The following is a 12,351-nucleotide window of genomic DNA, read 5'->3' as shown; positions in this document are numbered from 1 at the left end:
AGCTATGTCGAACAGACGGAGGGTGCCGCGCACCCGGGGCGGTCGATGTGGGTCCGAGACGCCGCGGAGGGCCCGGTGTTGCAGCGGCGGAGTATCGGGTCCTCAGGGTTGATCAGTGGTGGTGATGCCATCAGTACGGCAGTGAACGTTGCGTTCCCGGTGACGCTGGCTTTCACGCCCGCGCGCATGAGAGGGGCGGTCGCGCATCCGCTATGCGCAGGCCACGCCATCGCCATCACGGCCGAGTCGACGGCTGTACCCGGGATCGCCTGCGTGCAGGGGTGTGACGTCGGTGTCGCGGGCTGCGGAGCAGTTGGCGTAGTAGGCGCTGCCGCCCCCCTCCCGCCACTGGTGCCGTCGCTGTAGGCGCTGTCGCTGCCGGTGCCGGTGCCGCTGGAGCCTAGGTCGGACGCGGCATGCGCCGTGGCGGTGACCTTCACTTGGAACGTCTTCGTGGCGGTCACGGTAGGCGCAGGCTCGGGTTCGGCGGTTTTTCGTGACGGTCGCTGTCGCGGTGACGGTCGCGGCCGGCTGCGGCTTGTCGTCCGCCGCCGCTTTCGTCTTCGGCGTGCTGTCACCGCCGTCGCCGACCCCTACACCGATGAAGCAGGCCAGTGCGAGCGCAGGGAGTACATACCGCCTCCGCGCCCACTTCGGTGCTGGTCTGACGGTCGACGGCGTGGTGTACCGGTTGGTCATCCTTCCCTCGTTGGGGGCTTGGGAGGGATGACCGTAGCCGGTTGCTTCGTGCCCTGTTGACTGGATTCGGGGTGCAGGCACTCGATCATGAAACGGTGGTTATGCCCTGGTCGCGGGCCGGTCAGGCTGGTCTTTGGGCTGGGGGTGCTCGGAGGTATGCGGGAGATCTGTCATGCCCCGAGGCATCTGGAGCGGTGCGATCAGCTTCGGGCTCGTCACTTCTCTGAACTTAAGAGGTGGCGCAGATAGGCGCGGTGGCGCCGATGCAGCGAGGCGAGTACGGAGTTCCGGCGATCATGGGTTGTGACCGTCCGTGATTAGGGATGTGAGTGCCTTTCTTGAGTGCACCGCCTCACTCGAGGGCTACCGTCGCCTTCCATGCGCCCGGGCGCATGCCTGTCGCGTTGTAGAAGAACACCGAGAAGTTGGATGCGTCGGGGAAGCCGAGCGTGGCGGCGCAGCGGGCTGCGGTGAGGCGGTCGTGCGCGAGGAGCCGTTTGGCTTCCAGGATGATCCGGTCGACGATGTATGCCTTCGCGGTGCGGCCTGTGGCCTGCTGCACCGCTCGTGAGAGGGTGCGGGGCGCGTATCCCAGAGCACGGGCGTAGTAGCTGGCGTCGTGGTGGTTGCGGAAGTGCGTCTCGACGCTGGAGCGGAACAACCGGAACACCGGATGTGTGAGTGGTGCTTCGGCGTGCGGGGGCCGCAGCCGGGCGATGAGCGCGGAAAGCAGGATTTCGGGCAGCTCCGTGGAGAAGACCTCGGGTGGTGCGGATGCTTCGAGGAGGAGATGGTTGCGCGCGGTGTCGACGAACAGCCAGTCGGCGTCGGGGATGCTCCAGTGCGCGGCCAGGTCCGGGGAGGCGACGAGCTGCCGGGTGGCGTGGGTGACCGGCGCTGTCGGCACGAACAGTACGAGTTGCCCCGCCACATCGCCGATGTCGTCCCACCGGTGCACCGCTCCGGGTGGAATCCACACCGCGGACCGCTCTGTGAGCGGGTGGTGGAGGAAGTCCACCGTGACCGAGCCGTGTCCGGCGTCGATGACGGCGAGGACGTGGAAGTCGGCGCGCTGGGTGCCGCCGTCGTTCAGCTCGCGAAGGCGGTCGAACGTCATGGTCTCGACCGCGGCGGCGCGGCGCCCTGCGGGCTGGTAGGTCATCTGCCGGATCACGGTCACGTGTCCAGTTTTCACCATCGGGCGACCAGTCACGCCGATGTCCCGTCCGGGTGCAGAAGTTTCAATGAACTCACAGGGCAATCGCTCGGAACACTGATTGGAAGAAGAGCCACCATGAGCATGACGCAGCAGACGCTTCTGCCCGTTTACGACCACCGGCCGGGGACCGGACCGACCCTGGTGTTCCTGCACTACTGGGGTGGTTCCGCCCGTACCTGGGACCTCGTCGTCGACCGCCTCGCGGGCCGTGACGTGCTCACGGTCGACTTCCGCGGGTGGAGCCGGTCGAGCGCTCTGCCCGGCCCCTACACGCTCGGTCAGCTCGCCGACGACACGCTCGCCGTGCTCGCCGACGCGGGGGTCACCGACTACGTCCTGGTGGGGCATTCGATGGGGGGCAAGGTCGCACAGCTGGTCGCGGCCACCCGGCCCGTCGGCCTGCGTGGCATCGTCCTCGTCGGCTCCGGCCCGGCGAAGCCCGCCGCACAGATCACCCCCGAGTACCAGGAAGCCCTGTCGCACGCTTACGACTCCGCCGATTCCGTCACCGGGGCACGGGACCACATCCTCACCGCCACCGAGCTGCCCGCATCGGTCAAGGCGCAGATCGTGACCGATGCGCGGACCGTCACCGAGGCCGCCCGCACCGAGTGGCCGCTGCGCGGCATCGCGCAGGACATCACCGAGCACACGCGCATGGTCAGCGTTCCCGCCCTCGTCGTCGCCGGAGAGAACGATCAGGTCGAACCCGTCGACGTGCTCCGCGACAACCTGGTGCCCTACCTCTCCCAGGCCGACTTCGTGGTGGTCCCGCATACCGGTCACCTGATCCCGCTGGAAGCCCCGGCCGACCTTGTCGAGGCCATCACGGCCTTCGCACCAGCAGCTTGACCACGACATCGCCGGTGCTTGTGTCCCGGACATGCTTCAGGCCATGGTCCGCGGTGAGCGCGACCCCGAGGTGCTGTGCCGGTCTGGACGGTGAAGCCTTCAGCGCAAGTGCAGGACATGGAAGGTCTCAGCGGCCCGGGGCTCAGTGGCCCTTACTGCACGGCGCGTAAGGGCGCTGCTTAGAGGTGATCTCGATCGGCGGGTGGCTCGTCGAAGCGACCCGCCGATTGGGACGCACAGTGCGGGCGCGGCGATTCGGGCATGCGTGAGTTGAGCCGGCTGATCGATGTCGAGGAACCGGCCTGGCTGTAGCTCAGGGAGACACTTGATGCAAGTCCGGTGTCTGTCGAGGTGCTTCCGCTCGACGGTGTCCGTGACCGAGGGCCACCCCGACAAGATCGCCGACCAGATCAGTGACATCATTCTCGACGCACTGCTGCGCGAGGACCCGACCTCCCGGGTCGCGGTGGAGACGTTGATCACCACCGGTCTGGTGCACGTGGCCGGTGAGGTGACGACCAAGGCCTACGCGGACATCGCGACCCTGGTCCGCGGCAAGATCCTGGAGATCGGCTACGACTCCTCGAAGGAGGGCTTCGACGGCGCCTCCTGTGGTGTGTCCGTGTCCCTTGGCGCAGTCCCCGGACATCGCCCGAGGCGTGGACACCGCCCATGAGGCCCGGGTCGAGGGCGGCGACGCGCTGGACCGGCAGGGCGCGGGCGACCAGGGCCTGATGTTCGGCTACGCCAGTGACGAGACGCCGGAGCTGATGCCGCTCCCGATCCACCTCGCCCACCGGCTCTCCCGCCGCCTGTCCGAGGTGCGCAAGAACGGCACCGTCCCCTACCTGCGCCCGGACGGCAAGACGCAGGTCACCATCGAGTACGACGGCGACCGGGCCGTACGCCTGGACACGGTCGTGGTCTCCGCGCAGCACGCCGCCGGCGTCGGCCTGGAGTCGCTGCTCGTGCCGGACCAGCGGCAGTACGTCGTGGAGCAGGTGCTGAAGCAGCTCGCCGACGACGGCATCAAGCTGGACACCGAGGGCTACCGCCTGCTGGTCAACCCCACCGGCCGGTTCGAGATCGGCGGCCCGATGGATGACACGGGCCTGACCGGCCGCAAGATCATCATCGACACCTACGGCGGCATGGCCCGCCACGGCGGCGGCGCGTTCTCCGGCAAGGACCCGTCCAAGGTCGACCGCTCGGCGGCGTACGCGATGCGCTGGGTGGCGAAGAACGTGGTGGCCGCGGGCCTGGCCTCCCGCTGCGAGGTGCAGGTCGCCTATGCGATCGGCAAGGCCGAGCCGGTCGGTCTGTTCGTGGAGACCTTCGGCACCCACAAGATCGACCCCGAGAAGATCGAGAAGGCCATCGACCAGGTCTTCGACCTGCATCCGGCCCCGATCACCCGCGACCTCGACCTGCTCCGCCCGATCTACGCCCAGACCGCCGCCTACGGCCACTTCGGCCGCGAGCTGCCGGACTTCACCTGGGAGCGCACCGACCGCGTGGACGCCCTGCGCAGGGCCGTCGGCCTGCACGGGACCCCGCTCCGCGCCGACCGCGCCTGAAGCCGAGGAGGAGCGCAGTGCGTATCGCCGTGTCAGGCTCCATCGCGATCGACCATCTCATGGTCTATCCGGGCCGATTCGCGGAGCAGTTCATCAGCGAGATGGTCGAGCACGTGTCCCTGTCCTTCCTCGCCGACCACCTGGAGGTCCGTGAGGGGGGCGTGGCCGCGAACATCTCCTTCGGCATGGGCCGCCTCGGCCTGCGCCCGGTGCTCGTGGGCGCCGTGGGCGTCGACTTCGCCGCCTACGGGGAGCGGCTGCGGGAAGCCGGCGTGGACACCGGCTCCGTCCGGGTCAGCGAGACGCTGCACACCGCCCGGTTCGTGTGCACCACGGACGCCGATCAGAACCAGATCGCGACGTTCTACGCGGGCGCCATGAGTGAGGCCGGCCGGATCGACCTCGCCGAGGTGCACCGCCGCACGGGCGGACTGAACCTGGTGCTCGTCGGCGCCGACGCCCCCGAGGCCATGCTGCGGCACACCACCACCGGGCACGCGCTCGGCGTTCCCGTCGCGGCCGACCCGTCCCAGCAACTGGCCCGCCTCGACTCCGACCAGATCCGGCGCCTGGTGCAGGGGGCGCGGCTGCTGTTCACCAACGAGTACGAGAGCGCGCTGCTGCGTGAGCGCACCGGCTGGAGCGAGCAGGACGTGCTGCGGCGGGTGGGCACCTGGATCGTCACCCGCGGCGCCAAGGGCGTGTCGCTCATGGCCGGCGGGCGACGGACGGACGTGCCGGCCGTAGCGTGCGAGCACGTGGTGGATCCGACGGGCGTGGGCGATGCCTTCCGGGCCGGCTTCCTCACGGGCCTGGCCTGGGAGCTGCCCCACGAGCGGGCGGCGCAACTGGGCTGTGCGCTGGCCACGTCGGTGCTCGGGTCCGTCGGGACCCAGGAGTACGAACTCCCCCCGAAATCCTGGCCCGGATCGGCGGGGCCTTCGGACCCGAGGCGGCGCGGGAGATCGGCGCGCACCTGGGGAACGGCACATGACCGCGCGGACCGGAGGCCGGACGTGACGACCCTGTGAGCTGTCCTCGACCGGGGAACCCCCACGTTCTCCTTCGAGTTCTTCCCGCCGAAGACTCACGCCGGAGCACGGAGTCTGTGGCGGACGATCCGCCGGATCGAGCGGCTGGCCCCGGACTTCGTGTCGGTGACCTACGGGGCGGGCGGCTCCTCAAGAGACCGCACCGTCGAGCTGACGAAACGGATCGCTGCGGAGACGACCCCGCGCCCCGTCGCGCACCTCACCGCGGTCGGCCACTCGGTGCCGGAACTGCGCCACATCATCGGCCAGTACGCCGACGCCGGCGTCCAGGACGTCCTCGCGCTGCGCGGTGATCCGCCCGGTACTCCGGACGCGCCCTGGATCCCGCATCCGGACGGGTTCACCTACGCCCACGAACTGGTCTCCCTGGTACGTGAGTCGGGGGACTTCAGCATCGGTGTCGCGGCCTTCCCCGAACGCCATCCGCGCTCACCCGACTGGGGCAGCGACATCCGGCACTTCGTCGCCAAGTGCCGGGCGGGGGCCGACTACGCCATCACGCAGATGTTCTTCCACGTGGAGGACTATCTGCGGCTGCGCGACCGGGTGGCGGCGGCCGGCTGCGACATCCCGATCATCCCGGAGATCATGCCCGCCACCGACGCACGCCAGATCAGTCGTTTCGGCAAGTTGAGTGGGGCCGCCTTCCCTGAGGAACTGGCCCAACGCCTGGAGGCGGCGGTGCACGATCCGGAACAGGGCCACCGCATCGGCGTCGAGTATGCCACCGTGATGGCCGAGCGGCTCCTTGCTGAGGGCGCTCCCGGACTGCACTACATCACACTCAACCGGTCGACGGCGACGCTGGAGATCCACGGCAGCGTACGCCCCCGGACACCGGCACTGACCGACAACTGACCTGTGCCGAAGGGCGGTTGAAGTGCGCCAACGGGCACGTACGGCGCGGCCCGCATCCCGCGGGCCGCGCCGTACGTCACGAGGGGGCGGTGGCGTCCGGGACGCCGAGGAGGCGCAGGAAGGCGGTCGCCGCGGGGGTGCGGCTGTCGGGGCTCCAGATGATGTACTCCACGCGGGCCGGCGCATCGATGACTTCGATGGTGGTCACGCCGCTGAGCTGGGCCACATACGCGGCGGGCAGCATCGCCACGCCGAGGCCCTGCCCGACCAGCCGGGCCAGGAAGTCCGCGTTGGTCACCTCGAACGCCACGTCGCGGGTCAGCCCGGCGGCGGAGAAGGCCAGGTCGGACTGGGCGCGACCGGCGGTCTTCGCCGGCAGGTCGACGAACACCTCCGAGGACAGCCGCCGCAGGTCGATCGCCGGCTCATCGGCCAGGGGGTGATCGGGCGCGACGACGGCGACGAGCCGGTCACGGGCGAGTTCGCGGCAACCGACCCCTTCGGGCCGCACCGTGGTCGGCAGCCCCAGGAAGGCGACCTCGATCGCTCCCTGCTTGACCTGCTCGACGAGGTCGTCGCTCGCGCCCACGCGGAGGCTGATGCGCACCCGCGGATACCGCTGCCGGTAGTCGCGCAGCGCGCCCGGGATGTCGACGGCGGCGACGGACGGGATCAGACCGACCGAAAGCTGCCCGCGGACCTCCCCGATGGCGGCGGCGACCTCGACGGCCGCGCGCTCGGCGGCCTCCAGGCACTGGCGGGCGGCGGGCAGGAACGCCGCACCGGCCGGGGTGAGCCGCACCCGGCGCGTGGTGCGCTCGAAGAAGAAGGAATCCTCGGCGAACCCCGTCTCCGAGGACGACCATCTGGCCCCGACCGCCTAACGGGCCGCCCTCGCGCAATTCCCGCGAGGCCACGCGCATCCCCTTGGCCGGATATCCCCCGACGGGCAAGGGGAACTGCGCGTTGGCCTCATTTTCTTTGCCGCCGCGCAGATTTCCGCTGCATCGGCCGTCGAATTACTCGGCACCCAATGGCTAATTGCCGCCTGTTGTCGTCAAGGCCCGTGCCTCATGATTGATCCAGGCAAGCTTCAGGGACGCTGCAGCCAGGCCAGAAGTTGAACCGGCCCGTCCCGGCTGTGCCACGACCCGCGGGGCGAATTCGCCCGCACCGGTCGATCGTTCGCAAATCCAAAACCGTCACCGGCCCTGTCCGAACCTCGCCCGAACTGGGAGTGGAAGCACGATGACGACAACCACCGCACCCGTACTGCACGACCAGGTCGTCTCCCTCATAGAGGAGCTGGAGCGGCACGACGTCTACACCAACGACTACTTCACGTTCCTCCAGGAAAACCAGTGGAGCAGCCGCACCTACGACTTCCACCGGGCCAACTTCTTCCACCGGACCGAGGGCACGGTCAAGGGCATAGCCCACGTGTGCGCCCAGGCGGCCGCCCGGGACGACCGTGACATGCTGACCCTGTTCTCCTTCATCCTCAACGAGGAGGCCGGCTACGGCGAGCCCGAGAAGTGCCACGAGGTACTGATGGAGAACGCCCACAACCTCCTCGGCGAGGCCGAGTTCGGGCTGGCGCCCCTGCGCGTGAAGGAGGCACGTGACAGCGCCCTGGTCATCCCCGAGACGTTCGCCTACCGCGCGCGCACCCGTGAGCTGGTGGGCGGCAGCTACCAGCGGATGCTGGGCGTCGCGATGGCGCTGGAGTCCCATGCGGACACCATGCTGAAAGTCTGCCGCACGGCGTTCCGCAACGCCAGCACCGGCCTGCCGACGACCGAGTTCGTCGAGAAGGTCGAGATCTACTTCAACATCCACGTCGCAGACGAGGGCGTCGAGGAGCGCCACGCCACCGACGCGCGCAAGTGCGTCCTGAACAACGCCCGCACCGAGGCGGACCTTGCAGAGATCGCCTACGGCGCGACCGAGACCCTGGACACCCAGTTGCGGATGTGGAACGCGATGTACAAGGCGGTCGCCGGCTGAGTCCGGGCCGAGCCGACCACGACAGAGAGGCAGCTCACCGGGCGTGCAGAGGACACGAGGCATCTCCGGCGTCGTTCTGGCCCTTCCCGGGATCGGCGGCTTACGGATCCGCGGCGAAGCTTGTCGCCCTCAACCGGCAATCCGCCCCCGACGAGCAGATCATCGACCTCGGCATCGGCGCGCTGGACACCCCGACCGATCCCCGGATCGACCAGGGCGTGCTCGAGTTCATCCGGTCCCACTCCGACGTGATCCACGCCTTCAACGCCGGTCAAGGACTTCCCGTTCCTACGGGAGTCCATCGCGGCGGCGCGCGGCGCGCCTGCACGGGATCGACTACGACCCCGACGCCGAGGTCCTGGTGACGCCGGGCGGCGTGAAGGGCTCGATCTCGGTCGCCTGCCAGGCGCTGCTCGACCCGGGCGACGAGGTCGTCGTCCCGGTGCCCGACTGGCCACACCACGCCGACATGTGCGGCCGCATGACGCCACGCCCGCGCCGTCCCCGTTTTGGTGGACGACGGACAGACCGCGCCGGCGCTGCGGGCAGCGCTGCCGGACCATACCAAGATCGTCATGCTGGGCGACTGCACCAACCCGCCGGAAAGGTGTACTCGACCGAGGAACTCACCGCGTTGGCCCGAGTCCTCGCCGAGCACAACACGCGACGCGAGGAGCGCGGCGAGAGCCCGGTCCACGTCCTGTTCGACACCCCCTACGAAGCCCATGTGCTGGGGGAGTGCGCCAGGACGTCCGCCGACATCGACGTCGCGCTCGCCGACGGCGGCCGCTGCTCCATGCGGCCGTGGACGACCTGGGTGAGCGGACCCGGCAAGACCTACGGCATGCACGGCGACCGCACCGGCCACCCGTGGTCCCGCGGACATCGTGAAGGCGGCCGCGCGGGCGCAGGTCGGCCTCACCTCGTTCGCGTCGACCTATGGCCAAGGTCGCCCCCACGTCGCGCTCCAGCCGGAGATGGACGAGGTGGCCACCGGCAGGGTGCGGACCGCCCGCGCCCACCTGGAGGCCAGGGTGCGGGAACCGGAGGCCCATCCCTTGCCGCGGATCCGGCGACCCCAGGGCTACTTCCTGTTCGCCGACCACTTCATGCGCCGGGGCAGCCAGGAGCCCGTGGGGGAGGCCGCACGGCGAGAAAGGCCATGGCTCGGCGCCGGTGCGGAGGCTACCGTAAACGTCGAGCTCAGGCGTCCTGCGGGTACCAGCGCAGTTCCACAGTGTTGCCGTCCGGGTCCTGCACATAGAGCGAGACCGCGGTGCCCTGGGCTCCGAAGCGCTTGCCGGGACCGTCCACTACCGTGAAGACACCGGAGTCGATGACCTGTTGCCAGTCCAGCGGCTCGACCACCAAGCAAATATGGTCGACGTTGGAGCCCCCCGGCCGCTCGGCGGGCGCAGTGACGAGGTCGATGATGGTGGTTGGGCTCACTCGCACTGACGGGAAGGAGACCTTGCCGGCCCGCCACTCCTCCACTCGCACCGGCTGCAGGCCCATAGGACCGGTGTAGAAGGCGAGCGACCGCTCGATGTCGGCGACGTTCAGGACGAGGTGGTCGAAGCCGATCACACGCATGGATGTCTCTCCGCAGGGTGGGGCGCACGGGGCGCCGATGGCGGTAACGACGGGGCCGGCTGTTCCGGACCTGACGCGTCCGCGACGGTTGGTCTCCCGGCAGCCGTGGCTTGCCCCTTGTCTGAGCATCGCGCAGCGGGCATTCATTGGTCCAACGCATGCTTGTCATTGGGTCCATCGCGCTTCGCGATCAATTATTGGATTTTCGCAGATGTGTTACTGACCTTCCAGTTGACTCGCCGGGGTACTGATCTTGACTCTGTCGAGGATCTTGGAGCGGTCGAGGTGAACTGCCCAGCGTTCGCCTGGACTTCGATCGGGGGATGCTGCGCTGGTCCAGGAAGGTCTGGAAGGCGGTCGGCGGCCGTGGTGAGGGGGTTTCCTCAGCCGGTGGCAGGCCGCTGAGGCGTTCGATGTGTTACGGCGACGGCCGTGAGTTCCTGTTGCAGACGGGTTTTCGGCTGTCCTCGGTAGCGGCAGTGGCGCATGCCGTGTCCGTGGGCGAACTCGTTGCTGGTGCCCTCGACTCTGGAGCGGACCGGGTAGCGGGTCTTCCAGTCGGGGGTCTGCTGCTCGGCACGGACGCGGAATTGCAGGTCGCGGAGTTCTCGTGGGGGGAAGCCCAGAGTCCGGGCGCTGCCGGCGGTGGTGGTGCACCGGGTGTGGAGTGGGCAGGGGCGGCACAGGCTCTTGGTGAACCGGGCCACGATCGATGGGGCGGCGGTGGGCGAGGACGTCGGGTAGGGGCCGTGCCGGCCGGCGCTGACCCGGCTCCTGGGGACAGGTCACCTGTCGGCGGTGGAAGTCGATGTGGAAGTCGTCCCGGTCGAAGCCTTCGTTCTCGCGGTGCTGGCGGGTGGGGTCGCCCGGCAGTGGGCCGCTGACGGTGATCCGGTGTTCGCGCTGCGCTCGCCTCCGTGGTCCCCCCTGCCCGGGCCAGAGGCTTCCCCATAGGCGCGCCGGCAGAGCAGACCGAACCTCCCCATCGGGCCAGTTCGTGGCCGATCGCGTTGTCAACGTCCATGGGAGACGATCGGGGGGGCCTCAGCACGACCCTTGGTTGACCTTCACCTTGGGGGAGGCCACAGCATCAGTGGGGCCGGGTGATGCGCTCGGCATGAGGAGGAGCGAGCATGGGGCTGCTGACCATCGGAGCGTTCGCGAAGGCGTCCCGACTGTCACCGAAGGCGCTGCGTCTTTACGACGAGCTCGGCCTGCTGACCCCTGCACGCGTCGATCCGGTGACCGGCTACCGGCTCTACGCACCGGAGCAGTTGGACCAAGCCCGCCTGGTCGCCTGGCTCCGGCGCTTGGGCATGCCGCTGGCCCGCATTCAGCATGTCTGCGCGCTGGATGCGGGCCCGGCGGGCCAAGAGGTCCGCGCGTTCTGGGCCCAGGTCGAGGCCGACACTGCCGCACGGCGGGACCTGGCCACCTTCCTCATCGACCACCTGTCACGGAAGGACCCCGCCATGTCCTTGACCGTCAAGTCCCTCGGAATCCGTTACGCCGCTCTTTCCGACAAGGGTCTCGTCCGCGAGAGCAACCAGGACACCGCGTACGCGGGATCCCGGCTCCTCGCTGTCGCCGACGGCTGCGGAAGCCAAGGAGCCCCTGCCAGCGCGGCCGCCATCGACGCGCTCAAGCACCTCGAAACCGACAGTATCCCAGCCGGCAACCTCCTCAACGTCCTCGAAGACGTCATCGAACAGGCCAAGCAGGCCGTGCACGACGTCGCCGGGACGGGCTCTGCATCCGAAGGCACCGGCACGACACTCACCGCGATGCTCTGGACCGGATCACAGCTGGCCCTCGTCCACATCGGCGACTCCCGCGTCTACCTACTGCGCGGCGGAGAGCTGTTCCAGATCACCCACGACCACACCATGGTCCAGTCGATGGTCGACGAAGGACGCCTCAGCCCGGAAGAAGCCGCCTCCCACCCCCAACGGTCGCTCTTGGTGCGGGCCCTGGGCCCAGGAGCCGACACCAACCCCGACATGCGCCTCCACGACGCTCAGGGGGAAGACCGATATCTGCTGTGCTCCGACGGCCTGTCGACTGTCGTGCCGACCCGAGAGATCCACCGAGTACTCTCCGAGATCAGTGAGCCCGAGCAGGCCGTCCGCGAACTCATCGCCCTCGCCAACGCCTCCGGCGGCCCCGATAACGTCAGCTGCGTAGTCGCCGACGTCATGGAGCTCCAGCAGTAGGAGCGAGCGGCATGCACTTCGACTTGCACCAGATCCGCTCTCGGGAACTCATCTGCGAAGCTGACGAGTACCGACTCGCCCGACAAGCCAGGAGGGTCAAGCTGGCTCCCCATACCAGGGCAACCAGAACATTGCGACCTGCCCGCGGCGCCTGCTGTCTTGGCTCCGCGGCTGAACATCACGCTGTCTGTGGTTGAGCCGGACGTCGCCCACCATCGACCAGTCGATCCGACCCTCCGCGTCGGCGTCGGTCAGGACGGCCGCGAAGATCCCGTCTCAGA

Annotated in this window: 8 protein-coding genes and 4 pseudogenes; 7 read left to right on the top strand and 5 right to left on the bottom strand. The window is 68.9% G+C overall.

Annotated elements, in window-relative coordinates; all coding sequences use genetic code 11:
* Positions 1-210 precede the first annotated feature (210 nt).
* Entirely contained in the window at positions 211-699 is a 489-nt protein-coding gene (locus R2S09_RS34320) for an excalibur calcium-binding domain-containing protein (protein WP_316745277.1), read from the bottom strand.
* A gap of 352 nt (positions 700-1,051) precedes the next feature.
* On the bottom strand, positions 1,052-1,879 hold the full coding sequence (locus R2S09_RS34315; protein WP_316745276.1) for a helix-turn-helix transcriptional regulator: 828 nt from the start codon (positions 1,877-1,879) through the stop codon (positions 1,052-1,054).
* Between the two features lie 114 nt (positions 1,880-1,993).
* On the opposite strand from R2S09_RS34315, the gene R2S09_RS34310 reads away from it, so the two are divergent.
* From R2S09_RS34310 to metF, 4 genes and pseudogenes are all read left to right on the top strand, one after another.
* Positions 1,994-2,770: an alpha/beta hydrolase gene (locus tag R2S09_RS34310; RefSeq protein WP_316745275.1), complete on the top strand. Its 777-nt coding sequence runs from the start codon at positions 1,994-1,996 to the stop codon at positions 2,768-2,770.
* A gap of 328 nt (positions 2,771-3,098) precedes the next feature.
* A pseudogene (gene metK / locus R2S09_RS34305) lies at positions 3,099-4,347 on the top strand (methionine adenosyltransferase).
* Positions 4,348-4,364: 17 nt separating this feature from the next.
* Positions 4,365-5,341: pseudogene (locus tag R2S09_RS34300) on the top strand (carbohydrate kinase family protein).
* 43 nt (positions 5,342-5,384) lie between these two features.
* Positions 5,385-6,257, top strand: a pseudogene (metF, locus tag R2S09_RS34295) (methylenetetrahydrofolate reductase [NAD(P)H]); the annotation flags it as partial.
* Positions 6,258-6,333: 76 nt separating this feature from the next.
* Here the strand turns inward: metF and R2S09_RS34290 are convergent.
* Positions 6,334-7,080 (bottom strand): annotated as a pseudogene (locus tag R2S09_RS34290) (LysR substrate-binding domain-containing protein); the annotation flags it as partial.
* Positions 7,081-7,505: 425 nt separating this feature from the next.
* Between R2S09_RS34290 and R2S09_RS34285 the strand changes: the two are divergent.
* Both R2S09_RS34285 and R2S09_RS40765 read left to right on the top strand, forming a co-directional pair.
* Positions 7,506-8,264 (top strand): iron-containing redox enzyme family protein, encoded by a 759-nt coding sequence (locus R2S09_RS34285; protein ID WP_316745274.1) that lies wholly within the window; start codon positions 7,506-7,508, stop codon positions 8,262-8,264.
* A 43-nt stretch (positions 8,265-8,307) separates the two neighbouring features.
* The gene (locus R2S09_RS40765; protein WP_399145307.1) at positions 8,308-9,528 is read left to right on the top strand and encodes an aminotransferase class I/II-fold pyridoxal phosphate-dependent enzyme; all 1,221 of its coding nucleotides are present in this window, start codon (positions 8,308-8,310) and stop codon (positions 9,526-9,528) included.
* Here R2S09_RS40765 and R2S09_RS34280 read toward each other — a convergent pair.
* Positions 9,468-9,857: a VOC family protein gene (locus R2S09_RS34280; protein ID WP_306193110.1), complete on the bottom strand. Its 390-nt coding sequence runs from the start codon at positions 9,855-9,857 to the stop codon at positions 9,468-9,470. The genes R2S09_RS40765 and R2S09_RS34280 overlap by 61 nt on opposite strands.
* Before the next feature lie 383 nt (positions 9,858-10,240).
* Positions 10,241-10,564, bottom strand: a complete 324-nt coding sequence (locus tag R2S09_RS34275; RefSeq protein ID WP_316745273.1) for a transposase — start codon at positions 10,562-10,564, stop codon at positions 10,241-10,243.
* Positions 10,565-10,990: 426 nt separating this feature from the next.
* Here R2S09_RS34275 and R2S09_RS34270 point away from each other — a divergent pair, with 426 nt between their 5' ends.
* Positions 10,991-12,070, top strand: coding sequence for a MerR family transcriptional regulator (locus R2S09_RS34270; RefSeq protein ID WP_306193109.1), 1,080 nt, complete (start codon positions 10,991-10,993; stop codon positions 12,068-12,070).
* The last annotated feature ends 281 nt before the right edge of the window (positions 12,071-12,351 follow it).

The sequence above is a fragment of the Streptomyces sp. MK7 genome, from assembly GCF_032658145.1.
GTDB lineage: Bacteria > Actinomycetota > Actinomycetes > Streptomycetales > Streptomycetaceae > Streptomyces > Streptomyces spiralis.
The sequence above is the reverse complement of the archived record's forward strand: the minus strand, read 5'-3'. Positions and strand labels throughout refer to the sequence as shown.